This window comes from Tateyamaria rhodophyticola, from assembly GCF_047777875.1.
Lineage (GTDB): Bacteria > Pseudomonadota > Alphaproteobacteria > Rhodobacterales > Rhodobacteraceae > Tateyamaria.
Genome location: NZ_CP180519.1, coordinates 664,482 through 689,903, shown reverse-complemented (window position 1 = coordinate 689,903; position 25,422 = coordinate 664,482). Strand labels below are relative to the sequence as shown.

24 protein-coding genes are annotated in these 25,422 nt (G+C 62.5%); 9 read left to right on the top strand and 15 right to left on the bottom strand.

The genetic code is table 11. The features are described from left to right. The 3 genes from ACERHN_RS04875 to ACERHN_RS04865 all read right to left on the bottom strand — a co-directional run bounded on the left by ACERHN_RS04875 (position 1) and on the right by ACERHN_RS04865 (position 2,564). Positions 1-963 carry an ABC transporter permease gene (locus ACERHN_RS04875; RefSeq protein ID WP_415921526.1) on the bottom strand — a complete coding sequence of 321 codons (963 nt, stop codon included), beginning with the start codon at positions 961-963 and terminating at the stop codon, positions 1-3. After that, positions 964-1,944 carry an ABC transporter permease gene (locus ACERHN_RS04870; RefSeq protein ID WP_415921525.1) on the bottom strand — a complete coding sequence of 327 codons (981 nt, stop codon included), beginning with the start codon at positions 1,942-1,944 and terminating at the stop codon, positions 964-966. It abuts the gene before it with no gap. 188 nt (positions 1,945-2,132) lie between these two features. Further along, positions 2,133-2,564, bottom strand: coding sequence for a DUF1489 family protein (locus ACERHN_RS04865; RefSeq protein WP_415921524.1), 432 nt, complete (start codon positions 2,562-2,564; stop codon positions 2,133-2,135). A 215-nt stretch (positions 2,565-2,779) separates the two neighbouring features. On the opposite strand from ACERHN_RS04865, the gene ACERHN_RS04860 reads away from it, so the two are divergent. Continuing rightward, positions 2,780-5,074 (top strand): adenosylcobalamin-dependent ribonucleoside-diphosphate reductase, encoded by a 2,295-nt coding sequence (locus tag ACERHN_RS04860; RefSeq protein ID WP_415921523.1) that lies wholly within the window; start codon positions 2,780-2,782, stop codon positions 5,072-5,074. A 359-nt stretch (positions 5,075-5,433) separates the two neighbouring features. Here the strand turns inward: ACERHN_RS04860 and ACERHN_RS04855 are convergent, their stop codons facing one another. From ACERHN_RS04855 to paaZ, 9 genes are all read right to left on the bottom strand, one after another. Next, positions 5,434-5,868, bottom strand: coding sequence for a hypothetical protein (locus tag ACERHN_RS04855; protein ID WP_415921522.1), 435 nt, complete (start codon positions 5,866-5,868; stop codon positions 5,434-5,436). A 173-nt stretch (positions 5,869-6,041) separates the two neighbouring features. Continuing rightward, positions 6,042-7,112, bottom strand: coding sequence for a 2Fe-2S iron-sulfur cluster-binding protein (locus tag ACERHN_RS04850; protein WP_415921521.1), 1,071 nt, complete (start codon positions 7,110-7,112; stop codon positions 6,042-6,044). Positions 7,113-7,125: 13 nt separating this feature from the next. Beyond that, positions 7,126-7,596 carry a 1,2-phenylacetyl-CoA epoxidase subunit PaaD gene (gene paaD / locus ACERHN_RS04845; protein WP_415921520.1) on the bottom strand — a complete coding sequence of 157 codons (471 nt, stop codon included), beginning with the start codon at positions 7,594-7,596 and terminating at the stop codon, positions 7,126-7,128. 3 nt (positions 7,597-7,599) lie between these two features. Next, positions 7,600-8,352, bottom strand: a complete 753-nt coding sequence (gene paaC / locus ACERHN_RS04840; protein WP_415921519.1) for a 1,2-phenylacetyl-CoA epoxidase subunit PaaC — start codon at positions 8,350-8,352, stop codon at positions 7,600-7,602. Further along, the gene (paaB, locus tag ACERHN_RS04835; RefSeq protein ID WP_415921518.1) at positions 8,352-8,636 is read right to left on the bottom strand and encodes a 1,2-phenylacetyl-CoA epoxidase subunit PaaB; all 285 of its coding nucleotides are present in this window, start codon (positions 8,634-8,636) and stop codon (positions 8,352-8,354) included. Before paaB ends, paaC begins: the two co-directional genes overlap by 1 nt. A gap of 5 nt (positions 8,637-8,641) precedes the next feature. After that, on the bottom strand, positions 8,642-9,619 hold the full coding sequence (gene paaA / locus ACERHN_RS04830; protein ID WP_415921517.1) for a 1,2-phenylacetyl-CoA epoxidase subunit PaaA: 978 nt from the start codon (positions 9,617-9,619) through the stop codon (positions 8,642-8,644). A 12-nt stretch (positions 9,620-9,631) separates the two neighbouring features. Next, positions 9,632-10,828 carry a 3-oxoadipyl-CoA thiolase gene (gene pcaF, locus ACERHN_RS04825; protein WP_415921516.1) on the bottom strand — a complete coding sequence of 399 codons (1,197 nt, stop codon included), beginning with the start codon at positions 10,826-10,828 and terminating at the stop codon, positions 9,632-9,634. 117 nt (positions 10,829-10,945) lie between these two features. After that, positions 10,946-11,671, bottom strand: a complete 726-nt coding sequence (locus tag ACERHN_RS04820; protein ID WP_415921515.1) for a hypothetical protein — start codon at positions 11,669-11,671, stop codon at positions 10,946-10,948. A gap of 37 nt (positions 11,672-11,708) precedes the next feature. Continuing rightward, positions 11,709-13,745 (bottom strand): phenylacetic acid degradation bifunctional protein PaaZ, encoded by a 2,037-nt coding sequence (gene paaZ, locus ACERHN_RS04815; protein WP_415921514.1) that lies wholly within the window; start codon positions 13,743-13,745, stop codon positions 11,709-11,711. A 438-nt stretch (positions 13,746-14,183) separates the two neighbouring features. Here paaZ and ACERHN_RS04810 point away from each other — a divergent pair, with 438 nt between their 5' ends. Together ACERHN_RS04810 and ACERHN_RS04805 are read left to right on the top strand one after the other, a co-directional pair. Then, on the top strand, positions 14,184-15,104 hold the full coding sequence (locus tag ACERHN_RS04810) for a lipid A-modifier LpxR family protein (protein ID WP_415921513.1): 921 nt from the start codon (positions 14,184-14,186) through the stop codon (positions 15,102-15,104). A 147-nt stretch (positions 15,105-15,251) separates the two neighbouring features. Further along, entirely contained in the window at positions 15,252-16,316 is a 1,065-nt protein-coding gene (locus ACERHN_RS04805) for a Hint domain-containing protein (protein WP_415921512.1), read from the top strand. A gap of 4 nt (positions 16,317-16,320) precedes the next feature. On the opposite strand, the gene ACERHN_RS04800 is transcribed toward ACERHN_RS04805, so the two are convergent. The 3 genes from ACERHN_RS04800 to ACERHN_RS04790 all read right to left on the bottom strand — a co-directional run bounded on the left by ACERHN_RS04800 (position 16,321) and on the right by ACERHN_RS04790 (position 18,280). Then, positions 16,321-17,241 (bottom strand): sterol desaturase family protein, encoded by a 921-nt coding sequence (locus ACERHN_RS04800; protein WP_415921511.1) that lies wholly within the window; start codon positions 17,239-17,241, stop codon positions 16,321-16,323. Further along, the gene (locus ACERHN_RS04795; RefSeq protein ID WP_415921510.1) at positions 17,231-17,641 is read right to left on the bottom strand and encodes a hypothetical protein; all 411 of its coding nucleotides are present in this window, start codon (positions 17,639-17,641) and stop codon (positions 17,231-17,233) included. Before ACERHN_RS04795 ends, ACERHN_RS04800 begins: the two co-directional genes overlap by 11 nt. Before the next feature lie 72 nt (positions 17,642-17,713). Beyond that, positions 17,714-18,280 (bottom strand): TlpA disulfide reductase family protein, encoded by a 567-nt coding sequence (locus ACERHN_RS04790; RefSeq protein ID WP_415921509.1) that lies wholly within the window; start codon positions 18,278-18,280, stop codon positions 17,714-17,716. A gap of 25 nt (positions 18,281-18,305) precedes the next feature. Here ACERHN_RS04790 and argH point away from each other — a divergent pair, with 25 nt between their 5' ends. From argH to ACERHN_RS04760, 6 genes are all read left to right on the top strand, one after another. After that, positions 18,306-19,697 (top strand): argininosuccinate lyase, encoded by a 1,392-nt coding sequence (argH, locus tag ACERHN_RS04785; RefSeq protein WP_415921508.1) that lies wholly within the window; start codon positions 18,306-18,308, stop codon positions 19,695-19,697. Next, a complete protein-coding gene (locus ACERHN_RS04780; RefSeq protein ID WP_415921507.1) occupies positions 19,694-19,873 on the top strand; it encodes a hypothetical protein in 180 nt (59 codons plus the stop codon). The genes argH and ACERHN_RS04780 overlap by 4 nt, the downstream gene beginning before the upstream one ends. Before the next feature lie 3 nt (positions 19,874-19,876). Then, complete coding sequence (locus tag ACERHN_RS04775) at positions 19,877-20,194, top strand: DUF2834 domain-containing protein (protein WP_415921506.1); 318 nt, start codon at positions 19,877-19,879, stop codon at positions 20,192-20,194. A 93-nt stretch (positions 20,195-20,287) separates the two neighbouring features. Then, the gene (locus ACERHN_RS04770; protein WP_415921505.1) at positions 20,288-21,454 is read left to right on the top strand and encodes a sugar-transfer associated ATP-grasp domain-containing protein; all 1,167 of its coding nucleotides are present in this window, start codon (positions 20,288-20,290) and stop codon (positions 21,452-21,454) included. Positions 21,455-21,493: 39 nt separating this feature from the next. Then, positions 21,494-22,759, top strand: a complete 1,266-nt coding sequence (lysA, locus tag ACERHN_RS04765) for a diaminopimelate decarboxylase (RefSeq protein ID WP_415921504.1) — start codon at positions 21,494-21,496, stop codon at positions 22,757-22,759. A 33-nt stretch (positions 22,760-22,792) separates the two neighbouring features. Beyond that, positions 22,793-25,411: a TIGR02302 family protein gene (locus tag ACERHN_RS04760; protein ID WP_415921503.1), complete on the top strand. Its 2,619-nt coding sequence runs from the start codon at positions 22,793-22,795 to the stop codon at positions 25,409-25,411. Positions 25,412-25,422: the final 11 nt, after the last annotated feature.

Sequence of the window (25,422 nt, the reverse complement as noted above, 5' to 3'; positions counted from 1 at the left end):
TCAGCGCAGTTTCGGGTTCAGCGCATCGCGCAGCCAGTCGCCCAGCAAATTCACACTGAGCGCAAGCGCCAGCAACGTCGCCGCCGGGAACAGCAGGATCCACCACTCGCCCGAGAACATGAAGTCCTGACCAATGCGGATGAGTGTCCCGAGCGACGGTTTGGTCGCGGGTGCGCCCACCCCGAGAAAGGACAGCGTCGCCTCTGCGATGATGGCCAGCGCCAGCGAAATGGTGGCAATCACCAGCACCGGTGACAATACATTTGGCAGGATATGACGCACCATGATCGCCGGGCCGGACCGACCGATCAGCCGGGCGGCGGCCACGTATTCCTTGTTCTTTTCGACCAGCGTCGCACCGCGCACCACGCGGGCGAACTGGACCCAGTCACTCAGCCCGATGGCAATGATCAATACCCAAATCGCCATCTGGTCCCGGTATTCCACGGGCGTGATCCCCTTGGCGATGCCAAAGATCAGCATGGCCACGAGGATGCTGGGAAAGGTCAGCTGCACATCCGCGACACGCATGATGATCGTTTCGGTCCACCCGCCGACATAGCCTGCCAGCAGCCCCAGCGAGATGCCCAGCACCATGGCAAACAGAACCGCCGACGCGCCGACAAACAGCGATATGCGCATGCCGTACAGGATGGTGGAAAACACGTCCCGCCCCTGATCATCGGTGCCAAGCCAGAACGTATCGCCGGTAAAGGCGTTGGGCGTCATGGGGCGCGAAAACCCGTTCATCAGGTTCAGCGAGGCCGGGTCAAACGGATCAAACGGAGCGACAAGCGGGGCCAGCACGGCCCCGAGGATCAGGACCAGCGTCACCGTGAAACTGATGATCGCAACCGGTGAGCGTTTGAACTGATAGATGAAATCCGATTGCAGCGCGACGCTGAGCCGGGATGGGTCCTTGACCGTCACGGGTGCGTCGGGGGGCAGGGAGGTATCCGTCATCTAGTGGCCTCCCGTCCGGTCCGCGCGCAGGCGCGGGTCGATCGCGAAATAGAGCATGTCGACAATGAGGTTGATGCCCACGAACATCACGGAAATCAGCATCAGGTATGCGGCCATCACCGGGATATCCACAAACTGGATCGCGTTGATGAACAGCAAGCCAACACCGGGCCACTGAAACACCGTCTCGGTGATGATCGCAAAGGCGATAATGCTGCCCAGCTGCAGGCCCGTCACCGTGATGACCGGCACCAGCGTATTCTTGAGCGCGTGCCGGAAGTTCACGGCGCGCTCGCGCAACCCGCGGGCGCGGGCAAAGCGGATGTAATCCTGTCGCAGCACTTCGAGCATTTCGGAGCGGACGAGGCGCATGATCAGCGTCATCTGATAGAGCCCGAGGGTGATCGCGGGCAGGATCAGCGCTTGCAAGCCGCTGGAGGTGAGGAACCCGGTGGTCCAGCCGCCAATCTGCACGGTCTCGCCCCGGCCAAAGCTGGGCAGCCACCCGAGTTCGACGGAAAACAGGTAAATCAACAGGATACCAATAAGGAAGGTCGGCAATGATACCCCGATCAGGGACACCGTCATGATGGTGTTGGCGGCAAAGCCGTTGCGGCGGATGGCGGTGAACACGCCCAGAGCGATGCCAAAGGCGATGGCCAGAAATCCGCTGACGGCGGCCAGTTCCAGCGTTGCCGGCGCACGTTCCAGCAGGATTTCGGCAACGGGCCGCCCTTGCCGGAAACTGACGCCGAAATTGCCCTGCACAGCACCTTCGAGAAAGCGGTAGTACTGAACGACAAAGGGCTGATCGAGACCCAGCTGTGCACGCAGCCGTTCCACATCCTCGATCGTACGCTCCTGACCGAGCATGTTGTCGATGGGGTCGCCCACGAACCTGAACATGGAAAACGCCACGAGGCCCACGATCAGCAGGACGATGGCGCTTTGGAAAACGCGTTGGATTGTATAGGCGAGCATGTGCCGAAAAGATAACGGGGGCACGACAGGGTCAAGCGGAAAGCGTGCGGGGACCAAAGTCGCGGGCTACGATGCACCGTTTCCGCACGGGTCCGCACATTATTTGACGGCACAGTGCAAGCCGGTAGGCACGTTCCATGCCGGTCGGTTTGAAGCGAGTGTATTCCGGTTGCGACAGACCTATGCGGTCAGAGCACGCCGATTTCCGCCAGGGCGCGGTTGAGCTCTACCGGCAATGGCTCTTCACGCTCGCGGCCCTTGGGCAGATCGGGTGGGCTGTCTTCCGGCTTGAGGTAGCGCCAGCCCTGGAAGGGTCGTTTCAACGCGCCCTGCACGCGCACCAATTCGGGGTCGGACACGATGGCACAGCGGCGGATGCCGTCTGCGCCGATCACTTCGTCCAGACGAATGATCTTTTGACGGCAGGTCACGACGCCTTTGACCACCCAGTAGATCGACCCGCCATTGAGGATTTCCGCCTCACGCTTGGGCCACATGCGGGTCACGTGCCGGGGATACCCGTCCGCCGTCTGCGCGCGTTTCGTCGATTGCCACGCGACCAGATCATCAAACGTGTCGCTGCCGACGCTGAGTTTGATCAGATTGACGGTTTTATCCACAGACTCACCTTTCGCCTCATGGCCCACACCAAATATTGTAGCGCTCGTTGCGTCGGCTGCAACCTGTTGTGGTTGCGGCGTTGCTATATGTGGTGGCGAAGTCCGCGCAACCATCTATGGGTTGTGGTTTTTTCTGGTGCTTGGGGGGCGGTTGCCCTAGGTTGTTCGCCTGCACAGCTGCCGAGAGAATCGGCGGCTCTTTTGGGGATGCTCTGATGACACGCTTTGCCGCGCCGATTGCCGAACAGATCTGGGACATGAAGTACCGTTTCAAGGAAGCCGATGGCACCCCCATCGACGCCACGGTCGAGGACAGCTGGCGGCGGATCGCGCGGGATTTGGCACAGGTCGAAGAGAACCCGGCGCAGTGGGAAGAGACGTTTTACGCAGCGCTCGAGGATTTCAAATTCCTGCCCGCAGGTCGCATCACGGCCGGTGCGGGCACGGCGCGGTCCGTGACGCTTTTCAACTGTTTTGTCATGGGCACCGTGCCCGACAACATGGGCGGCATTTTCGAGATGCTGAAGGAAGCGGCCCTGACCATGCAGCAGGGTGGCGGCATCGGCTATGACTTTTCCACGATCCGGCCCAAGGGTGCCGCGGTGAGCGGTGTGGCGGCGGATGCGTCGGGCCCGCTGTCGTTCATGGATGTGTGGGACGCGATGTGCCGCACGATCATGTCCGCAGGCTCGCGCCGGGGCGCGATGATGGCCACGATGCGCTGCGACCACCCCGATATCGAGGATTTCATCACCGCCAAATCCGATGCGGCACGGTTGCGGATGTTCAATGTGTCGGTGCTGATCACGGATGCGTTCATGGATGCGGTCAAGGCGGACGGGCCATGGGATCTCGTCTTTGGGGGCAAGGTCTACAAGACGGTGCAGGCGCAGGACCTGTGGAACGCGATCATGAAGTCGACCTATGATTACGCCGAGCCGGGCGTGATCTTTATCGACCGGATCAACGCGGCCAACAACCTGTCCTATTGCGAGACGATTGCGGCGACGAACCCGTGCGGGGAACAGCCCCTGCCGCCCTATGGGGCGTGTTTGCTGGGATCGATCAACCTCGCGCGGCTGGTGACGGAGCCGTTTGAGGCAGGGGCGGCACTGGATGAGGCGGCGCTGTCCGAGCTGGTGGGCACGGCGGTGCGCATGATGGACAACGTCGTTGATGCGTCGAAATTCCCGCTCGAGGCGCAGGCGCGCGAGGCCCAGGCCAAGCGGCGCATCGGGTTGGGTGTCACGGGGCTGGCCGATGCGCTGTTGATGCTGGGTCTGCGCTATGGATCCGACGCGGCGGCGCGTCAGACGTCGCGCTGGTTGAAGGCGATCGCTCGCGCCGCGTATCTGGCGTCGGTGCACTTGGCACGCGAAAAGGGCGCCTTTCCGCTCTTTGATGCGGAAGCCTTTCTGCAGTCAGGCACGATGCAGGCAATGGATGACGACGTGCGCGCGGCCATTGCCGAACACGGGATCCGCAACGCCTTGCTCACATCGATCGCGCCCACGGGCACCATCTCGCTTTATGCGGGCAATGTGTCGTCGGGGATCGAGCCGGTTTTTGCCTACGCGTACACGCGCAAGGTGCTGCAAAAGGATGGCTCGCGCACCGAGGAGGAAGTGGTCGACTATGCCGTGCAGATGTGGCGTGACAAGTTCGGCGATGCCGACCTGCCCGACTATTTCGTGAATGCACAGACCCTGCACCCGTCCGAACACGTCAAGATGCAGGCCGCGGCACAGGAATGGGTGGACAGCTCGATCTCCAAAACGATCAACTGCCCCGAAGACATCAGCTTTGAAGACTTCAAGGACGTCTATATGCAGGCCTGGGACACAGGGTGCAAAGGGTGCACCACGTACCGGCCGAATGATGTCACGGGCAGCGTGCTCAGCGTGTCGGACGACAAAAAAGAGGCCGGCCCGCAGGATGTGGTCGCCCTGAACGGGGCCGAGCCGCAGCAACCGCATGGCGATGTCATCTACATGGCTGAACCGCTGGACCGGCCCAACGCGCTCGAGGGCAACACGTACAAGGTCAAATGGCCCGACAGCGAGCATGCACTTTATATCACGATCAATGATCTGGTGATCGGCGGGCACCGGCGCCCGTTCGAGGTGTTCATCAACTCGAAGAACATGGAGCATTTTGCCTGGACGGTTGCGCTGACCCGGATGATTTCGGCTGTGTTCCGGCGCGGGGGCGACGTGAGTTTTGTTGTCGAAGAGCTCAAGGCGGTGTTCGACCCGCGCGGCGGCGCGTGGATGGGCGGGAAATACATCCCCTCGATCCTTGCCGCCATTGGTGGCGTCATCGAACAGCACATGGTGGCCACAGGCTTTATTGAAGGGGAAGGCATGGGGCTGAAGACGGATCCCAAGGCAGAGGTCGTGGGCCTTGACGCGCCGCGGGGCAAAGCCTGTTCAAGCTGTGGCAGCTATGAGATGCGCATGGTCGAAGGGTGCATGACGTGCGCGGCCTGTGGTTTCTCTAAGTGTGGGTGAAATGGCGTATGGGCTGTGGATGCTCCCATAGTTTGTCCTTGAGGTCCAAGGCACGGCGTTCCAATCCGTGGTGCGCGCAACAGGCATTGCCGAAGGGTGAAGCCGCGCGCGTGGAGATATGGAGTTTGGCAAGTGTTGATATCGACCCGGTAGGCACGCGCATTTTTTAGCATGCTCAATGGGGAACAGCAGTGTTCCGCTCGGTCAGTTCGCCCATCTGCCGCCAAGCCTGGAACAGATTGCAACGGCTCGGTCCGTCAAGGATGAGGCCGCCCCGATCGCCGCCTGAAGACCCAGTCCGGTGAACTCGCTATTCGTTGTGTCAAAAAATCTTGCGGTCTTTTCGCATCAGTCCCCTTTCATGAAACGGCGACTGTCGGTCGCGAGAATGTGGTTCTTGGGCGGTATGCTGTTCGGTGCCTTGAGGGCTTGGGTGTCGTGCACCTTGGCGCTTGCCGTGGTGCGGCGTTGTGCTGGCGCAGTACAATTGGGTTCAGTTCTTGGGTGAGACTACTTCGCGCAATGCCCGCTTCGTTGCGCCAGAACAGCATGTTTTTCTCGGTGAGGCCCGCGTCGGTAGCCAGTGCCCCGTCGGGATGATCTGTCGTTCCAATCGCCGCGGCATCGGTGTCGACGTAGAAAATATGACTGCCTTTGAAGAGCTTGCCGTTATGTATTGCCCCTTCGCTGAGACTGGCCCAGAACGCCATGATGCGGTCGGCTTTGCTTATGGGATCGCTTCCCGCGGTTTTGCCGAGATGACCGGAGATTTGACCACCCTGAGTGTTCGCCAACGCACCTCCGCTTCCGCTCCGGGCGCGCACTGTGCCCGTCCGGCTTGAGCGTCCCAGAAATCCCTCGGAAGATTATGTTTGATCCAAAATCTCCGGCAGGGGCCCCGGCAGCGCACAGACCACGCTGCGCGGGCAGGTGGCATTTGAAACTCACTTCAGAGCAAAACCGTCGCTCAGTGCCCCGCCGCGTCATAGTCCCAGACAACGCGGTCCGCAGATGTCGGGTAGCATTGGCACGTCAGCACGTAGCCCGCGTCCACCTCATAATCCTCAAGCGCGTGGTTGGAGACCATTTCGACCTCGCCCTCCAGCACCTTGGCCTTGCACGTGGAACAGACCCCCGCCTTGCAGGCAAATGGCGCATCCAAACTGTTGGCCAATGCGGCATCCAGCAGGCTCGTTTGCGGGGGGATCAGAACGGATCGTGCTTCACCTGCGATGGTAACCCGTCCGGCGACGCCAGCCTCCATCTCGGCGTTGTCGGCCACCCTTTCGGGCAAGCGCCCGGGTTGCGCGCTGGCAAACAGCTCAAAGCGAATTTGATCCTTTGACAGACCATGCACGCCAAGCGCTTCAGAAATGGCCAGCATCATTGGCTCGGGCCCGCAAATGAACGCCATGGTGACGGTTTCGATATCAATCCAATGGGCGAACAAGGCGGCGCATTTGTCACCATCCACCCGACCGTGGAACAGGTCGATCTCCTGACTGTCATCTTCCAGAATGTGAATGATCGTCAGGCGGCCAAGATAGCGGTTTTTCAGGTCCTCCAGTTCCTCGCGGAACATGATCGTGTTCGGGGCGCGGTTGGCGTAGACCAGGGTAAAGCGGGCATCGCTTTGATCGGCCAGAACGGTGCGGAGGATCGAAAGCACCGGTGTAATGCCGGAGCCGCCCGCAAACGCCAGGTAGTGCGGTGTATCTTCGGTTGTTTCAGCGTAAAACTGTCCCATCGGTGGCATGGCTTCGACCACATCACCGATCCGCAGGTCGGTATTGGCCCATGTGGAAAAGGCGCCGCCCGCGACCCGTTTGATGCCGACCTGCAAAACGCCATCCTGCGGGGCGGCGCAGATCGAATACGAGCGGCGCAACTCTTGCCCGTCAAAATCGCGCCGGAATGTCAGATACTGGCCCGGCGTGAACGCAAAATCGCCACCGCCCGCCGGCTCAAGGGTCACGACGACCGCATCGCGGATGGTTTTGTGAATGTTGGTCACTGACAATGGATAGAATTGCGCCATCACCGTCTCCGCATCAGATGCATTTGAAGTAGTCGAAGGGTTCAAGGCAGGACAGGCAACGCCATTGCGCCTTGCAGGGCGTTGATCCGAACTGGCTCACTTTCTCGACTGTTTTTGAGCCGCAATGCGGGCATCTTTCGGGTCCGCCTGCCGCCTGCGGCGGGGCAATGCCGTAGGATTCGAGCCGCGCGCGACCCTTTTCCGACAGCCAATCCGTCGTCCAGGCAGGTGCAATCTGCGTCTCGATTTCGAGCTGCGTTATGCCTTTTCTGGCCATCGCCGTTTCGATGTCCAATGCGATGATGGCCATGGCCGGGCACCCGGAATAGGTTGGCGTTACGGTAATTTTCACGCCGTCGGCCCGCACATGAACGCCCCGCACCACGCCAAGATCCACGACCGAGATCACGGGGATTTCGGGATCCGGCACGTCTTCCAGCCAGGCCCAGACCTGCGCTTCGGTGAGAGGTTCGGCAGCCTGCATATGCTACCAGACCGCGTCCGGATAGGACCGTTGCAGGACCTGCATCGTCGCCAGCATATGCCCGAGATGTTCGGTGTGGCGCAGGCCCGTGCGTCCGCCCTTGTGGGCAAAGGTGCCGTCCGGTTTTTTCAAACAGGCGCTGGCCAGGGTCGCATTTACCGTCTCGTCCCATGGGCCGCGCATGGTCGACGGCAACGGCGCAACGAGATCGGTTGCCATCACCTCATCGACGGCATCATCGACAAACACCTCACCCGTATAGGGCCACAGATACTCAAGTGCTGCTTGCATCCGCGCATTGCTTTGCTCGGTTCCGTCGCCAAGGGCCACAACCGTCTCGGCCGAACGGTCGAGGTGGTAGCGTGCCTCTTTCACCGACTTCGCCGCAATATCCGCGACCCGCTGATTGGACGACTCCTGCAGCGCCGTCAGCCACGGCACCTGAAACGCGTCAAAGAAGAACTGACGCAGCAAGGTGCGGCCAAAGTCCTCGTTTGGCACCTCAAGCATCAACAGGTTTCGGAAATCATAGGCGTCGCGCAAAAAGGCCAGATCATTGGCCGTGCGGTTCTTGCCCTCCACCTCCGCGGCATAGCCCAACCACAGCTGGGTCTGCCCGATCAGGTCCAGCGCAGTGTTGGCCAGCGCAATGTCTTCCTCCAGCGCGGGCGCCACGCCGCACCATTCGGACGTGCGGTGACCCAGCACCAATGCGTTGTCGCCCTGCCGCAAGAGGAACTCGAACAGCGGGTCCATCACATTTTGCCCACGTCGTCGGGAATGTCGTAAAAGGTTGGGTGGCGGTACACCTTGTCCTTGGCGGGGTCGTACATCGGACCCTTTTCCGATGGGCTGGATGCTGTGATCTGCGCCGCTTCCACCACCCAGATGCTGACGCCTTCATTGCGGCGCGTGTAGACGTCGCGCGCATTCTTGATCGCGTGTTCGGCATCTGCGGCGTGGACGGAGCCCACGTGGCGGTGGCTCATGCCGTGCGCACCGCGAATGAAGACTTCCCAAAGGGGCCATTCCTTGCTCATGATGCCTACTCCGCCGCCAGTTTGCGGGCCCGCTTCTTCTCGGCATGGGCCATCATTGCGTCGCGCACCCATGCGCCATCGTCCCACGCCTTTTGACGCGCATTGAGGCGATCCGTGTTGCACGGGCCGTTGCCGGCGATCACCTCGAAAAACTCGGTCCAGTCCGGTTCGGCAAAGTCGTAATGGCCGGTCTCTTCGTTCCACTTGACGGTTTCATCCGGGATGGTGAGGCCAAGATAGTCTGCCTGCGGCACCGTTTCGTCGACGAATTTCTGACGCAGCTCATCATTGGTGTTCATCTTGATCTTCCAGCGCATCGACTGACCGGAATGAACGCTGTCCTTGTCGGACGGCCCGAACATCATCAGCGCGGGGAACCAGAACCGGTTCAGCGCGTCCTGTGCCATGCGCTTTTGATCGTCCGACCCGTTGACCATCGCCATCATGATGTGAAAGCCCTGCCGCTGGTGAAAACTTTCTTCCTTGCAGACGCGGACCATTGCGCGGGCATACGGCCCATAGGAGGTCCGCTGAAGCGGCACCTGGTTCATGATGGCCGCGCCATCAACCAGCCAGCCGACCGCGCCCATATCCGCCCATGTCAGCGTCGGATAGTTGAAGATGGACGAGTATTTCATCGTCCCGTCCAGCAATTGTTCCGTCAGCTGATCGCGGCTCACGCCCAGTGTCTCGGCGGCGCAATAGAGGTAGAGGCCGTGGCCCGCCTCATCCTGCACCTTGGCCAGCAGATTTGCTTTGCGCTCTAACGTGGGGGCGCGCGTGATCCAGTTGCCTTCGGGCAGCTGACCGACAATCTCGGAATGCGCGTGTTGACCGATCTGACGGATCAGCGTCTTGCGATAGCCCTCGGGCATCCAGTCTTTCGGCTCAATCTTTTCGCCGGCATCAATGCGTGCCTGAAACGCGGCGAGCGCTTCGGGGTCGTCTTTGGTTGCTTCGGATTTGATCATCTGAGCATACATCGTCATCTCTCCCTAAACGCGTTCAATAATCAGCGCGACACCTTGGCCGACGCCGACGCACATGGTGCACAGGCCATAGCGTCCACCGGTTCGTTTCAAGTGATAGGCCGCTGTCATCACGAGCCGCGCGCCGGACATGCCAAGCGGGTGGCCCAGTGCGATGGCACCCCCGTTCGGATTCACATGGGGCGCATCATCGGGCAGGTCCAGCGCGCGCAGAACGGCAAGGCCCTGCGCCGCAAACGCCTCATTCAGCTCAATGACGTCCATCTGATCCAGCGTAAGCCCCGTGCGCTCCAGCACTTTGTGCACGGCAGGGACGGGACCAATGCCCATGACGCGCGGAGCCACACCGGCAGCCGCCATGCCAACGACGCGGGCCAGGGGTGCACTGGCATTTGCCGCATTTTCATCACCCAACAGCAGGGCGGCGGCGCCATCATTCACACCTGATGCGTTGCCCGCGGTGACCGTCTTGTCCGGGCCATTCACCCCGCGCAGTTTCGACAGTTTTGCAGCATCTGTTCCGGGGCGGGGGTGTTCGTCCTGATCGAACTGTACCGGATCGCCTTTGCGTTGCGGGATCGACACCGACATCAATTCATCGGCAAAGTGGCCCGCTTCGGCGGCGGCGGCATAGCGCGCCTGCGATGCAGCGGCAAAGGCGTCCTGATCCTGCCGCGAGATGCCGTAATCCTCGGCCACGTTGTCGGCGGTCTCGGGCATTGAGTCCACGCCAAAGGCGGCCTTTATCTTCGGGTTCACAAAGCGCCAGCCGATTGTCGTGTCATAGACCGCATTGCCGCGTGAAAACGCGGCCTCGGCCTTTGGCATCACGAACGGTGCGCGGCTCATGCTTTCAACGCCGCCCGCTATGGCCAGCCGGTAGTCGCCCGCTTTGATACCGCGGGCCGCCATGCCGATCGCATCCATACCGGACGCGCAGAGACGATTGATCGTGGTCCCGGGCACCTGTTCCGACAGGCCAGCCAGAAGGGCGGCCATGCGCGCCACGTTGCGATTGTCCTCACCCGCCTGATTGGCGTCGCCAAGGATCACGTCGTCCACCGCGCCAAAGTCGATGCCGGGGTTGCGGCGCACCAGTTCCGCAATGGGCAGCGCCGCCAGATCATCTGTGCGCACGGACGAAAGCGCGCCGCCATAGCGACCGATTGGCGTTCTCACCGCATCAAGGATGAATGCTGACATCAGGGTTTCTTTCAGTGACTGACATCTGTCTAACGCGTTACGTAATTTCCAATCAAGTCACAAAATGTAACGCAATGGGGGCAAATGCCTGATCCGGGTCAAAATGCGTCCTTGGGATCAGGATTTTGGGGACGCCGGCGGGGTTTGATCAAAAAAGGCGCGCATATCCCTATGGCAGCGGGCCATCACGCCGTCGGGCTGCAATCCGATATGCGCCCACGTGCCGGTGCGCAAAGCCATCTTGCGCCAATGGTGCAGCAGGATCAGGCGCACGGATGTGGTATCGGGTGACGGCCGTTGCAGAAAGTCGCGCGCGAGGTCCGACAGGTCCTGTGCCCGCTCGCGCATGTGCTGCGGGACCAGACAGTTCTGGAACCAGTCCGGCATGTCCTGCGGGGCTGGGGTCAGCGCCGCGTTGTCGGGCACCGTTCCGGCGACCGGAACAAGGATAAGGTTCCGGTCGAGCATCACATGAGCGCTGTCAAAGGGCACGGGGTCGGGGCCCAGCAGCGCCATGTGCCACCCCTCGGGGTATTTCACGTCGTGCCGGTAAACGTCGGTGCGGGCGGCGACGGTCTCGGCCAGACCGCGTTGTGACAGGGCGTAAATGACCTCGCGGCCCACCTTGTTGGACACGACCCAACCGTCCTTCTTGAGCCGGTGGAGGGCGACGCGCATCGCTTCGGCCTTGATCCCCAAGGGTTCCAGCAGGCTCCAAAGCGCGCGACCAGACACAGTGTCGTCTTCCAGATCGCCAAGAACGGTGGCGATCAGGGACCAGGTCTTGATGGTCTCAAGTTCCAGCAAGCGGGTGGTGATGGATATGTCGGGCGCAACTAGCATCGCGCCCGATACTAACGCCGCTGGTTCTGGCAACAAGTCACCGCGCGCCGTACGCGCACATTGTCAGCAGGTCGTATTCGGCGACCTTTTCATCGACGTGATCCGTCAGCGTCACGTGCCAGCGTACCTCGCCATAGTCATCATTGCGCGGCGTCTTGTGCTTGACGCTCAGCCGCACCTTGATGCGGGCACCCGGCTCGACCGGTTTCATGAACCGCAAGTTATCAAGGCCGGTATTGGCCAGCACGGGACCTTCGTCAGGCTGCACGAACAGGCCCGCCGCAAAGCTGAGCAAGAGGTAGCCGTGGGCAACGCGGCCGGGAAAGAACGGGTTCCGCCGGGCCGCCTCGTCGTCCATGTGGGCATAGAACGTATCCCCCGTGAACTCGGCAAAGTGCGTGATGTCCGCGCTCGTGATCGTACGCTCGGGCGTGACAAACGTCTCGCCAATCGCGAGATCATGGAACGTGCGGGTGAACGGATGATCCTCATGCGAAATCTCGGTCGCGCCGGGCACCCAACGGCCACTGATCGCGGTCAGGATGTCAGGGCTGCCCTGAATGGCCGTCCGCTGCATATAGTGCATGACGCCGCGCACGCCGCCCATCTCTTCGCCGCCGCCCGCGCGACCCGGCCCCCCATGCACCATATGGGGCAGGGGAGAGCCGTGGCCGGTGCTTTCGTTCATAGAGTCCCGGTTGTTGAAATAAAGCCGCCCGTGGAACGCGCCCGCGCCCATCGCAACCTGCCGCGCCACGTCGCCATCATGCGTGATCACGGACGCCACAAGACTGCCTTGCCCCCGGTTTGTCAGTGCAATCGCGTGGTCCAGATCGTCATAGGGCATGATCGTCGACACGGGGCCAAACGCCTCGACCTCGTGCACGATGCGCGCCGCGTCCGGGTTGGCGCAATGATAGAGCATCGGCGGCAGGAACGCGCCAGCCTCACTCGCCCCGTTCAGCGCGATGTTGTCCGGATCGCCAAAGACGCGTTCGGCCTCGGTCCCGATCAGGGTCGCCTTTTCCAGCACGTCGGCCTTTTGGCTGGCCGAGATCAGCGCGCCCATACGGTTCGCGGCGTCCCGCGGGTCGCCGATCGTGGTCTGCGCCAGTTTGCCCTGCAATGCGTCGATGATTGCTGGGACATGATCCCTGGGCGCAAAGATGCGGCGGATCGCGGTGCATTTTTGCCCCGCCTTAGTCGTCATCTCGCGCGTGACTTCCTTGACGAAGAGGTCAAATTCAGGCGTGCCCGGGACCGCATCGGGCCCGAGGATCGAGGCGTTCAGGCTGTCCTGTTCCGCAATGAAGCGGATCGAATTTTGCAGCAGATGCGGTGCCGACCGCAGTTTCAGCGCGGTGTTAGCAGACCCTGTGAAACTGACCACATCCTGCGCGGTCAGCCGATCCAGCATATCCCCAAGGCCACCCGACACCAGTTGCAGCGCCCCCGGAGGCAACAGCCCGGAATCGATCATGATCCGCACCGCCAGCTCGGCGACGTAACAGCTTGCCGTTGCAGGCTTCACAATCGCGGGCACACCGGCCAGCAGAGTTGGGGCCAGTTTTTCCAGCATGCCCCAGACCGGGAAGTTGAACGCGTTGATATGAACCGCGACGCCCTGCATTGGGGTGCAGATGTGCTGCCCCAGAAAGGTCCCGTTCCGCGACAGCTGTTCCACATCGCCGTCCAGATAGACATGGCCGTCCGGCATTTCGCGCCGCCCCTTGGAGGCAAAGACGAACATCGTGCCAATCCCGCCATCAATGTCGATCAGGTGGTCCTTTTGCGTGGCACCGGTGGCAAAGGAAATGTCGTAAAGACGGTCCTTGTGCTGGCCCAGATGTTGCGCCAGCGCCTTGAGCATCTTTGCGCGCTGGTGAAACGTCATCGCGCGCAGATTGGGGCCACCGATGGTGCGGGCGTGATCGAGCATCGCCTGCACATCAAGGTCACGATTGCCCGCCCGCGCGATAACGTCGCCGGTGACGGCCGAGCAGATGTCACGCGCGGTGTTGTCCGATGTGATCCACTGACCGGCGGCAAAGCTCTTGATGTCCAGAATAGTCATGAAACCCGATGTACCAACCCAATTGATGTGCGGAATTGCAAGGTTGCGGCCACGTGTCCGCGACCACGAAAAGCGGATTTGGAAAGCCGGTCTTCGGCGTTGCTTCCTTTTGTCTTTCAATGGACGTGGCCCGATTGAGGGGCGGGCCGGTCCTCTCGCCGACACCGTACGAGTGTTCCGGCAGCAGTCAAGAAGCCGCGCGCGGGCGCGCTTGATCCGATGTGGCCACTTGCACCTGCATTGTCCCATTCGCCCCTCCCGGGTGCCTTGTCGTCGGAAAGAGCCATCCGGGTGTCGGATCGGACGGTCCCGCTGGGCACCGCAACGTCGCATTGGGTGTGTGCATTTCGCAGGTGGTGTGGCGCATAAGCACTAGTTTTGCGTGCAAAAAGACATTACCCACGACGGGCCGGGGGGCGCTTATTTTGGGACAAGTCTATGCTTCGTGCGATCCTCGCCGCCTCCTTTGCCATGACATGCCTTGCCAGCACCGCGGATGCGGTGGAGCGCAAACGTCTTGGGTTCGGTATCCTGTTTACCAATGATTTCGTGGACGGAACCGAAGATCGGTGGCGCACCGGGTCGGTGACGTCGTCGCGCGTTTGGGGGCCGGAATGGACCGGCGCGGCCCCGTCGGGATTTGGCGATCTGCTTGAGCTGCGCATTCATGGTGAGGTGATTTCACCGGCCAATTTGCAATCCCCGACGGCAGGCGATCGCCGCTATGCCGGGGCGCTGTCGCTGGGCCTGCATACCCACATGACACGGGGTGCGACCGAGCTTGCCCTAGGGGCGGACGTGGTCTTTGTCGGGCCGCAAACCCAGCTGGATGAGTTTCAGAGCGGGCTGCACGATCTCTTCAGTATTTCCGAGCCGTCAGATGCCGTACTTGGCAATCAGATCGAAAATGAAATCCGCCCGACACTGGTGTTCGAAGCGGGCCGGTCTTTTCAGGTGGGCAGCAATTCCGCGCTGCGTCCGTTCATCGAAGCCCGTGCCGGGATCGAGACGTTGGCGCGGGTCGGGGTCGACTGGACCTTTGGCGGCCTGGGTCAGGGCGCATTGATGGTGCGCGAACCCGTGGCCGGGCAACGCTATGAAGTGGTGGGGTCGGAGTGGACGGGCACCAGCTTTGTGCTGGGCGCGGACATCGCCTATGTCGACAGCAGCGTGTTCCTGCCGGATGACGGAACCGGCCCCGCGTTGGAAGAGACCCGCCACAGGCTCCGCGCGGGCGTTGCATGGCAACGGCCCTCTGGCTTCAATGCCTTTGTCGGGCTCAGCTATCTGGGCGAAGAGTTCGAGGGACAGGACGAAGGCCAGTTCGTCGGCGCGCTGCGCGTCGGTTTTGGCTTCTGAACGCAGCCCTGCCCAAGTGATGCATTCGTGCATCACCTGAACGCCACAACGCAACGTCCTGAAAACTGACACGAATCCGGTCTTTTTGCGTCGGCGGCTTTTTGCTAGCGTCGCATTAATAAAAAAATAAAGGCAGGCATACAGGCAATGAAAACGGGCTTTCGTGGCACGTTCGTCATCTCCTGGTCGCAAACACAAGTGGACGGTCTTGAGGCCGCGCCGGTGCAGTCGCTGACTGTGGGCGCAGCCTGGGTATGGCGTGGTGACGCGCTGCGCGTGGATGGACCGCAGAATGTGTTGCGTCTCGACGGGGCGGACGGATCTGAGGCGATGCGGCGCAAGGCGGCGCGCATGGTGGAACGTTTGGTGGGCGCGGCGCTGGACCACAAACCGCTCAGCGCGGTGGCCGAGCGCGACGACAACGGCGTTCTCGACAGCAGTTTTGTGGTCACGGACGGGGCCAAAAGCTATACCGTGACACTGATCGAGGTGGGGCGCGGATCGCAACCGCTGCTCATGTTCCTTGATGACATCCCGCCACGTGATCACGAATTGTGGGTGGTGCATCACACGCTCAACACCCATCCCGCCGATCAGACGGGCGACAACGCGGGCGGTGTGATCTGTTTCACGCCGGGCACGTGGATCGACACGCCGGAGGGTCCGCGCCTTGTCGAAGACCTGGTCGAAGGGGACCGGGTGCAGACCAAGGATGGCGGCGCACAAGACATCCAGTGGGTCGGCAAACGTCGCATGACTGGTGCACGGCTGTTCGCGATGCCGCGTTTGCGGCCGGTGAGGCTTCAGGCGGGGGCGCTTGGCTCTGACCGGCCCGATCAGGATTTGCTGGTCTCACCCGAGCACCGGATGCTGATCAAGGGAGACGTGGCGCGGGCGCTGTTCAACACGCCGGAAATCCTTGTCGCGGCCAAGGATCTTGTGAATGGATCGACCGTGACGGTGGATCTGAAGGTACGCGAAGTGACCTACATCCACCTGTTGTTGCCCCAGCACCATGTGATCTGGGCCAACGGTGTGGAAACCGAAAGCTTCCATCCCGCCAACACCGCGCTCAGCACGTTGGACGATGCGGACCGGGCACGGCTGTTGGGTCAGTTCCCGGACCTCGAATACGATCCGCACCGCTATGGTGCGTATGCCCGGCGCAACCTCAGTTCGAGCGAAGCGGCGATCCTGCGGCACGCGGCCTGACGGATCAGAACCCCGGCGTGCCCGCATCCTCCGGATGCCGCGCCAGGTGTTTGGCCTTGATCGCCTCGGAGGTGTCGCGCGATCCGTCATGGCTCCACCCCGGTGGGGCCACCGCATACATCAGCCTGTCGCGCCAGCTCAGACCCGGTTGCGCCACATCGCGCAGGATGGAGGTCCATTCGTGAAACGCGACCCGGATCGGGTTGAACGTGCCGAGGTTCTGCACGAGGCCATAGTCCGGCTTTTCCCGCTCCAATTCCGGCACGAAGGTGCCGAACATCCGGTCCCAGATGATGAACACGCCCGCGTAGTTGGCATCGAGGTAGCGCGCATTGCGCCCATGGTGCACACGGTGGTGGCTGGGTGTGTTCATCACCGCCTCGATCCAGCGGGGCATACGGCCGATGGCCTCTGTGTGTATCCAGAACTGGTAGATCAGGTTCAGCCCGCCCACGAACAGGACCATCGCCGGATGAAAGCCCAGCAGGATCAACGGCGCGCGCACCACCATCATGAAGGTGAACGTGCCCGTCCAGGTCTGCCGCAACGCGGTCGTGAGGTTGTAGTGCTGCGACGAGTGGTGGTTCACGTGGCTGGCCCAGACCCAGCGGATACGGTGCCCGAACCGGTGCACCCAGTAATAGCGCAGATCGTCGAGCACAAAACACAGCAGAACAACCCAAAGGCTTGTACCAAGATCCAGCGGCGTGATCTCCCACAGCACCATGAAAAAGCCCCACGCCACAAAGCCGAGCAGAATGCCAGAGGCCACATTGCCCGCCCCCATGATCAGCGAGGTGACGGCATCGCGCGTCTCATACCGCCCGCCGCGCCCCTTGATGACGATCCAGGCCAGCTCGACCGCGATGGCTGCGATGAACAGCGGCACGGCAAGCTGCACGACGTCAGGGTATTCAATCTGCATGGATTTTCTCCAAATACGCGCGCCACAGCGCCTTTTCCGTCTCGCCAAGCCGCACAGAGATGCGCGGTGCGCCGGGATCATCAAAAAGGATATCAAGGCCGCGCGGTGTGTCGCGCACAGCCCGCGCAGGCAGGCGCCGTGCGGCGGTATCCGCGCCCATGCTCCAGATCAGCCCATGGCTTTGATCGCTGCGCAAGAGGCCACGGTTGCCCGCGGCGTTCACGAGCACCTGAAACGACGCATCATCCTCAAACGTGTCGTCGGGAAAGTGGCGCCGCCATTCGCCCTTGAGTTCACGGATCGCAAGCGGTGCGCGGCCTGTGCGTCCAAGCAGGTGCAGCGCAAGTGCGACACCGGCGATGCCGCCAACCACCAGAATGATCAGAATATGCAATGGCACCGCGGCACCCTCCCGCCGCGCAGTTCAGCGGAGCGAGTGGTGCCGCGTCAAGCGTGGCGTGGCGTCAGCGGCTCAGCTGCCTTCTGCGCCAATCAGCGCGGTGATCACGGCCTTGGCGCTGTCCGAAGACCAGTCCGCATCGCCGCGCAGCCGCGCAATCTCGCGCCCCTCAGGGTCGATGAGCACCGTGATCGGCAGGCCGAACACACCCATTTGCGCGGCCAGCTTCTGTTTCGGGTCCTGATGCCGGGGCAGGTTGTCGACGCCGATCTCGTCAAAGAATTTGACGATGGCGGCGGGGTTGTTGCGGCCTGTGGCGATGGTCACGACCTCAAAGCTGTCGCCGCCCAGTTCGGTCTGCAACTCGGCCAGCATCGGCATTTCATGCCGGCACGGCGCGCACCATGTGGCCCAGAAATTCACGAGGATATGTTTGCCTTCATAATCGGCCAGCGACCCTTGGCCCGCACCATCGGCCAGAACATAAGGCGCGCCGCTGACCGCTTCGGGTGTGGAATGGAACACCAGCTTCTTCATGTCGCCCTCGCGCGCTGCGATGGCGGCGTCCACATCCGCAAGGGCAGGAATTGCGCCCAAGCTCAGGGCCATGTAGAGGGCGGCAGCAATTGTTTTCTTCATCAACTCTTCCTTACGGGGCCTGCGCATGACCGACAAATCCGCAAACACCATGTGGGGGGGCCGTTTTGCAGCAGGGCCAGATGCGATCATGGAGGCAATTAATGCCTCGATCGGCTTTGACCAGCGCATGGCGTCCCAGGATATCGCGGGCTCGCGCGCCCATGCCGCCATGTTGGGCGCCACGGGCATTCTGGACGATAAGGACGTTGAGGCGATCCGGGAAGGGCTGCTCACAGTCTTGTCAGAGATCGAAGGCGGCACATTCGCATTTTCGACCGCGTTGGAAGACATCCACATGAATGTGGAGGCGCGGCTGAAGGAGGTGATCGGCGAACCGGCGGGGCGTTTGCACACCGGGCGCAGCCGCAACGATCAGGTCGCCACAGACTTCAAGCTTTGGGTGCGGGATCAGCTGGACGCGGCGGAGGGCGCATTGGTGTCGCTGATGACCGCGCTGCTGGATCAGGCAGAGGCGGGGGCGGATTGGGTCATGCCCGGCTTTACCCACCTGCAAACCGCGCAGCCGGTGACCTGGGGCCATCACATGATGGCCTATGTCGAGATGTTTGGCCGCGATCTGAGCCGTGTGCGGGATGCGCGCGCCCGGATGAACGAATGCCCGCTGGGTGCGGCGGCACTTGCGGGCACGTCCTTTCCGATTGATCGGCAGATGACGGCGGAGGCGCTCGGGTTCGACCGGCCTGCCGCCAACAGCCTCGATGCGGTGAGTGATCGGGACTTTGCGCTCGAATTCCTGGGGGTGGCGAGCATTTGTGCCATGCACCTCAGCCGTTTTGCCGAGGAACTCGTGATCTGGTCGTCGGCGCAGTTTCGCTTTGTCACGCTGTCGGACCGGTTTTCCACCGGCTCCAGCATCATGCCGCAAAAGAAGAACCCCGATGCCGCCGAGCTGATCCGCGCCAAGGTGGGCCGCATCTTTGGGGCAAACACTGCGTTGATGATGGTGATGAAGGGCCTGCCACTGGCCTATTCCAAGGACATGCAGGAAGACAAGGAACAGGTGTTTGACGCCGCCGACAACTGGATGCTGGCGCTGGCGGCGATGGACGGGATGGTGCGTGACATGAGCGCGAACCGGGACGCTCTGGCCGCTGCTGCGGGGTCGGGATTTTCGACGGCGACGGACCTTGCCGACTGGTTGGTGCGGGTGCTGGGCCTGCCGTTCCGGGATGCGCATCACATCACCGGCGCGCTGGTGGCGGTTGCGGAATCCGAGGGCAAGGACCTGCCTGATCTCACGCTGGAGCAGATGAAATCCGCCCATGACGGCATCACCGCAGACGTATTCGACGTTTTGGGCGTGGAAAATTCCGTCAATTCGCGTACATCTTACGGAGGCACCGCGCCCGCACAGGTGCGCGCGCAGGTCGCCCGTTGGAAAGAGGTGTTGTCATGATGATCCGAGCGTTTGCCGTTCTCTCCCTTCTCGCCCTCGCTGCGTGTGGCGCAGATGGCGAACCGGTGCAGCCCGATGCCAGCATCGGCATTGGCGTCAACTCGGGCGGCATCCATGCCGGTGGCACAGTCGGTGTCAGCCGCGGCCCGCTCCGCGTCGGCGTCAGCTTTTTCTGACCCATGAGCCCGCTGCGCGCCGTGTACCTGGCCCTCGCCGTGTGGGGGGCCATCCACCCGATGTTCTATTTCATTCAGTGGTTCAACGAAAACGGCTGGGACATCATGGCGATGGTCGATGCGTGGCACGTGAACGATGCCACAAGCGGCCTGGTCTGGGATCTGACCGTGGCCGCCGTCGCGCTGACCGTGTTCATCGTGGCCGAAGTAGCGACGCGCCGCAACTGGCTGGCCCTGATTGCGATCCCCGCGACCTTCTGCATCGGGGTAAGCTGTGGCCTGCCCCTGTACCTGTTCCTGCGGTCGCGCCCGATCACCTGAATTTTCGGTAAAATCGGAAACAGTTGCGCCCAATTGTTGCCAAAATCGCAACCTATCCTGTGCCCAACGTGAAGACACGCAAGGTGACAGGCAATGACCGATACGAGCATGAACGCGCCCCAAGGCGCATTGTTGGATGGGCCCGAGGCAGCCACGTCCACGCAGTCCCCCATCATCGTCCAGGTGGCCAAGACACATGGCGTCAGCCCGCTGCGCCAGTTGCGCGAAAGCTGGTCGATGCGGGGCGGCGCGCAGAAACTGGGCTCGAACGAGTATTACAGTCTGGGGCTCTTCGATCCGGCGATGCCGCCCGCGGCCAAGCGCGCCTTTGTCGGACAGAAGGGGATCAACGCGCTGAATACACGGCTGAACCCGCCTGCGGCCGTGCCCACGCGCGCCTTTGTCGGCAACAAGCTGCTCTATACGCAACTGTTGGCGCAGCTGGGCATCGCAACCGCACAGACACAGGCGTTGGTCAGCACGCACCGTAGTGCTGGCACCCTGCGCACCCTGCGCGATGCCGATGCGCTCGCCCGCTTCCTTGAGACAGAGGCGCGGTATCCGCTGTTCGGCAAACCGCATCACGGGTCTCTGTCCGAAGGATCGGTGCGTTTGACGGGCTGCGCGGACGGCATGGTGCATCTGGCCAATGGCGATGCGCAGTCGGTGCATGCCTTTGCCGCCGAAATCATGGCCCGCTATCCCGGCGGGTTCATCCTGCAAACGGCACTGGATCCGCATGGCGACATGGCCCGGATTGCCGGACCGGCGATTGGCTGTGTGCGGGTGGTGACGGTGAACGATGGCTCTGGCCCCACAGCCGCTTATGCCGTCTGGAAGCTGCCCGCGCCGCGGGCCATGTCTGACAATTTCTGGCAGGCGGGCAGCCTGCTCGCCGCGCTCGACCTCGACACGGGCGCTGTCACGCGGTGTGTGATGGGCACGGGCCTCGCTCAACGGGAAACGCCGGAGCATCCCGTTTCCGGTGCCCGGATTGTGGGCACCGCATTGCCGCATTGGGAGGCCACGGTGCAAATCGCGCGCGACGCCCATGCGGTGTTCCCGGAATTCGGCGTGTGCGGGTTCGATATCGCCGTCACGCAGAATGGCCCCAACATACTGGAATGCAACGACAACCCGTCCCACAACCTCTTCCAGATCGCGTCCGGAACGGGCGTGTTGTCGCCCGCTCTGACCCCGCTCTGGGACGCGGTGGGAGACCGTCAGGCCAAACAGCTGCAACGCCTCAAGGGCAAGTGACCGATTGATCCCGCGCCCGCGCACCGCTATGCGCGGGCCATGGATCACTTTCTTTACCGAAACGGCGTTTTGCACGCCGAGGATGTCCCGCTGCCCGAGATTGCGGCTGCGGTGGGTACGCCGTTCTATGTCTATTCGACCGCGACGTTGTTGCGTCATTTCACGCTTTTTGACGAGGCGCTGAGCTGGACGGACCACCTTGTGTGCTATGCGATGAAGGCTGCCAGCAATCAGGCGATCCTCAAGACGCTGGCGCAGGCTGGCGCGGGCATGGATGTCGTGTCGGGCGGCGAATATGCACGCGCCAAGGCCGCCGGTGTGCCGGGGGATCGCATCGTGTTTTCCGGCGTCGGCAAGACGGCGGATGAAATCCGCATGGCCCTGACCGGTGGCATTCGCCAGTTCAACGTCGAATCCGAGCCAGAGATGGAGGTGCTGAACCGCGTCGCAGGCGAGGTGGGTGTCATCGCCCCCATCACCATCCGCGTGAACCCGGACGTGGACGCCAAGACCCACGCCAAGATCGCCACCGGCAAGTCCGAGAACAAGTTTGGCATTCCCATAGCCCGCGCGCATGAGGTCTATGCGATGGCGGGTGCCATGGAGCATCTGGATGTCATCGGCATCGACGTCCATATCGGTTCGCAACTGACGGATCTGGCGCCGTTTGAGCTGGCCTATCAGAAGGTGGCGGAGCTGACCGAAGCGCTGCGGGCCGAAGGGCACAACATCCGCCGCCTCGATCTGGGCGGCGGGCTTGGCATTCCTTACGCGCGCGGCAACGAGGCACCGCCACTGCCAACGGATTATGGCGCGTTGGTACAGCGCACGGTCGGCCACCTTGGCTGCGAGATCGAGATTGAGCCAGGCCGCCTGATCGCGGGCAATGCGGGCCTGATGGTGAGCGAGGTCATCTATGTCAAATCCGGGGAGGGGCGCGATTTCCTGATCCTCGATGGGGCGATGAACGACCTGATCCGCCCGGCCATGTACGAGGCATATCACGACATCATCCCGGTCAACGAACCCGCGCCCGGCACCGAACAGGCCCCCTATGACATCGTGGGCCCCGTCTGCGAATCAGGGGATACCTTTGCCAAGCAGCGCATGATGCCACCGCTCGCGGCCAAGGACCTCGTGGCGTTCCGATCGGCGGGCGCTTATGGCGCGGTTATGAGCAGTGAATACAACACCCGCCCGCTCATTCCCGAGGTTCTGGTGAAAGGTGATCAATACGCAGTGATCCGCCCACGCCCGACCTTTGACGAAATCATAAATCGAGATACCATTCCCGAATGGCTCTAGGCGCTATGGTGCGCCCGCCGTTTGAGGATGACCATGGCCGATCAGACCCCGACCGACCTTCGTGACCGTCTCAAGGGCGCGCGCTTTGCGCTCAACTTCACCTGGCTGGGACTGCTCAGTGAGCGGCTGACACGGGCGCTTTGGCCGCTGATTGCAGTGGTGCTGGCGGTTCTCGGTGTGCTGATGCTGGGCGTGCAGGACCTTGTCGGGGTCGAGGTCGTCTGGGCCTTTTTCGTGGTGAGCGGTCTCGCGACGCTGGCGGCGCTTGGCTATGGATTGCGGGTGTTCCGCCTGCCGAGCCGGGCGGAGGCACTGCAACGGCTCGATGAAACGCTGCCCGGTCGGCCATTGCAGGCGCTGGTGGATACGCCTGCGACAGGGGATGGAGACGCCGCGTCCATGGCCGTCTGGCGCGCGCATAAGGCGCGGATGCTGGACCGTGCCGCCGCCGCGAAACCCGTGGGCGGCGATCTGCGGGTGTCGCGCCGTGATCCCTATGCGCTGCGGTATCTGGCGGCGCTGGTCTTTGCTGTTGCGCTGATCTTTGGCTCGCTCTGGCGGGTGGGATCAGTGGCGGACTTGGCACCGGGCGCGGGCGACGGGCTGGCCGGTGGGCCGGTGTGGGAAGGCTGGGCCGAAAGCCCCCGCTACACGGGCCGCCCGACCATTTACCTCAACGACATCCCCGAGGGGACACTGTCCGTGCCAGTGGGCAGCCTGATCACCCTGCGCATCTACGGCGAGGTGGGCGCGCTGACCGTGGCCGAGACCGTTTCGGGCCGCACCGGCGAGGTGCCGCCTGCCTCTGCCACGGAACAGGACTTTACCGCGATCCAGTCGGGTCAGGTCACGATCAACGGACCCGGCGGACGCACGTGGGATGTGGCCGTCCTGCCCGACGCCGCGCCCCAAGTGACCATTCTGGCGGCGCCAGAGGCTTCGGCACTGGGCGAAATGACACTGCCGTTCCAAGCGACCGATGATTACGGTGTTGAGGCGGGCGAGGCGCGGTTTGCGTTGGATCTGAGCGCCGTGGACCGACGCCATGGTCTGAGCATCGCGCCCGATCCGCGCCCTGAACTGACCGCCATCCTGCCGATGCCCGTTGCGGGCAGCCGGACGGAATTCGACGAAGACCTGATTGACGATTTTTCGGAACACCCGTGGGCAAACCTGCCCGTGGCGATGACACTGAGCGTGCTGGATGCGGCCGAGCAGCAAGGGATCAGCGAACCGCAGACCTTTACGCTGCCGGGGCGGCGGTTCTTCGATCCGCTTGCGGCGGCCATCATCGAACAGCGGCGCGATCTTCTGTGGGCACGGGCCAACGCACCCCGGGTGGCGCAGTTGCTGCGCACCGTGGCGTACAAACCCGACGATATCTTCCGCAAGGAAGTGGACGAATTGCGCCTGCGCCGCGTGATCACAAAGCTTGAAACGCTGGCCCGCTATGGCCTGACCGATGAACAGCAGGAAGAGATCGCCCGCGACATGTGGGATCTGGCTCTTGGCATCGAAGAAGGTGATCTGGCCTCGGCGCTCGAACGTCTGCGCCGGGCGCGCGAACGTCTGGAACAGGCGATGCGTGAAGGGGCCAGTCAGGCCGAGATCGAAGAGCTGATGCGCGAATTGCGCCGCGCCACGGATGACTACATGCGCCAGCTGTCGCGGCAGGCAGAGCTCAACGACGAGGCCAATCAGGAACGCAATCAAGGCCCGAGCAATGCCGAAACCATGCAGATGAACCAGGACGATCTGCAACGGATGATGGACCGTATTCAGGAACTGATGGAAGAAGGCCGCATGGCCGAGGCCGAACAGGCGCTGCGCGAGTTGCAGGAAATGCTCGAAAACATGCGCGTGACGCAAGGCGAAGGCGGCGAAGGCCAGCAAAGCCCGGGCGAACAGGCGATGGAGGGCCTCGCCGAGACCCTGCGCGAGCAGCAAGGCCTGAGTGATGAGGCGTTCCGTGATTTGCAGGAACAGTTTAATCCGAACGCCCAGGCCGGTGAGAACCAGGGCAACCAGGGCCGCAACGGCGGTCAGGGGCAGGGCCAGGAGCACAGCCAGCAAGGCGGTCAGCAGGGTCAGGGCGAACAGAACGACGGCCAGCAGGGCGGCGAAGGTCAGGAACAGGCCGAAGGCGAAGGGGGCGGTGACGGATCGCTCGCCGATCGTCAGCAGGCCCTGCGCGACGAGTTGCGCCGCCAGCAAGGCAACCTGCCCGGTGCAGGTACGCCCGAGGGTGACGCTGCGCGCGATGCGCTCGACCGCGCAGGCCGCGCGATGGATGGTGCCGAAGAAGCGCTGCGCAATCAGGACTATGCCGACGCGATCGACAATCAGAGCCGGGCGATGGAAGCCCTGCGCGAGGGGATGCGCGCCATCGGCGAGCAGATGCAGCAGGACGCGCAGAACGGCGAACAGGGGCAGGGGCTGAGCGAGAGTGACCGCCGCGCCGAGGCGCAGGATCCGCTGGGCCGCGAACCGGGTTCAAACGGCAGCATCGGAACCGAGGAAAGCCTGCTTCAGGGAGAGGACGTGTACCGCCGTGCGCGCGATCTGCTGGACGAAATCCGCCGACGCGCTGGCGAAGGCGAACGTCCCAATGAAGAGCTGGACTACCTCAAGCGGCTTCTGGACCGCTTCTGACGCGACTGCGG

What these genes read in the sequence shown, in the direction of transcription:
- ACERHN_RS04760 (WP_415921503.1), top strand. Translation starts at nt 22,793, where the DNA reads ATGGCCGATCAGACCCCGACCGACCTTCGTGACCGTCTCAAGGGCGCG.
- paaB (WP_415921518.1), bottom strand. Translation starts at nt 8,636, where the DNA reads ATGAGCAAGGAATGGCCCCTTTGGGAAGTCTTCATTCGCGGTGCGCAC.
- ACERHN_RS04790 (WP_415921509.1), bottom strand. Translation starts at nt 18,280, where the DNA reads ATGAAGAAAACAATTGCTGCCGCCCTCTACATGGCCCTGAGCTTGGGC.
- ACERHN_RS04800 (WP_415921511.1), bottom strand. Translation starts at nt 17,241, where the DNA reads ATGCAGATTGAATACCCTGACGTCGTGCAGCTTGCCGTGCCGCTGTTC.
- ACERHN_RS04850 (WP_415921521.1), bottom strand. Translation starts at nt 7,112, where the DNA reads ATGGCGCAATTCTATCCATTGTCAGTGACCAACATTCACAAAACCATC.
- paaC (WP_415921519.1), bottom strand. Translation starts at nt 8,352, where the DNA reads ATGGACCCGCTGTTCGAGTTCCTCTTGCGGCAGGGCGACAACGCATTG.
- paaA (WP_415921517.1), bottom strand. Translation starts at nt 9,619, where the DNA reads ATGTATGCTCAGATGATCAAATCCGAAGCAACCAAAGACGACCCCGAA.
- pcaF (WP_415921516.1), bottom strand. Translation starts at nt 10,828, where the DNA reads ATGTCAGCATTCATCCTTGATGCGGTGAGAACGCCAATCGGTCGCTAT.
- lysA (WP_415921504.1), top strand. Translation starts at nt 21,494, where the DNA reads ATGGATCACTTTCTTTACCGAAACGGCGTTTTGCACGCCGAGGATGTC.
- ACERHN_RS04870 (WP_415921525.1), bottom strand. Translation starts at nt 1,944, where the DNA reads ATGCTCGCCTATACAATCCAACGCGTTTTCCAAAGCGCCATCGTCCTG.
- paaD (WP_415921520.1), bottom strand. Translation starts at nt 7,596, where the DNA reads ATGCAGGCTGCCGAACCTCTCACCGAAGCGCAGGTCTGGGCCTGGCTG.
- argH (WP_415921508.1), top strand. Translation starts at nt 18,306, where the DNA reads ATGACCGACAAATCCGCAAACACCATGTGGGGGGGCCGTTTTGCAGCA.
- ACERHN_RS04820 (WP_415921515.1), bottom strand. Translation starts at nt 11,671, where the DNA reads ATGCTAGTTGCGCCCGACATATCCATCACCACCCGCTTGCTGGAACTT.
- ACERHN_RS04860 (WP_415921523.1), top strand. Translation starts at nt 2,780, where the DNA reads ATGACACGCTTTGCCGCGCCGATTGCCGAACAGATCTGGGACATGAAG.
- ACERHN_RS04875 (WP_415921526.1), bottom strand. Translation starts at nt 963, where the DNA reads ATGACGGATACCTCCCTGCCCCCCGACGCACCCGTGACGGTCAAGGAC.
- ACERHN_RS04770 (WP_415921505.1), top strand. Translation starts at nt 20,288, where the DNA reads ATGACCGATACGAGCATGAACGCGCCCCAAGGCGCATTGTTGGATGGG.
- ACERHN_RS04775 (WP_415921506.1), top strand. Translation starts at nt 19,877, where the DNA reads ATGAGCCCGCTGCGCGCCGTGTACCTGGCCCTCGCCGTGTGGGGGGCC.
- ACERHN_RS04805 (WP_415921512.1), top strand. Translation starts at nt 15,252, where the DNA reads ATGAAAACGGGCTTTCGTGGCACGTTCGTCATCTCCTGGTCGCAAACA.
- paaZ (WP_415921514.1), bottom strand. Translation starts at nt 13,745, where the DNA reads ATGACTATTCTGGACATCAAGAGCTTTGCCGCCGGTCAGTGGATCACA.
- ACERHN_RS04780 (WP_415921507.1), top strand. Translation starts at nt 19,694, where the DNA reads ATGATGATCCGAGCGTTTGCCGTTCTCTCCCTTCTCGCCCTCGCTGCG.
- ACERHN_RS04810 (WP_415921513.1), top strand. Translation starts at nt 14,184, where the DNA reads ATGCTTCGTGCGATCCTCGCCGCCTCCTTTGCCATGACATGCCTTGCC.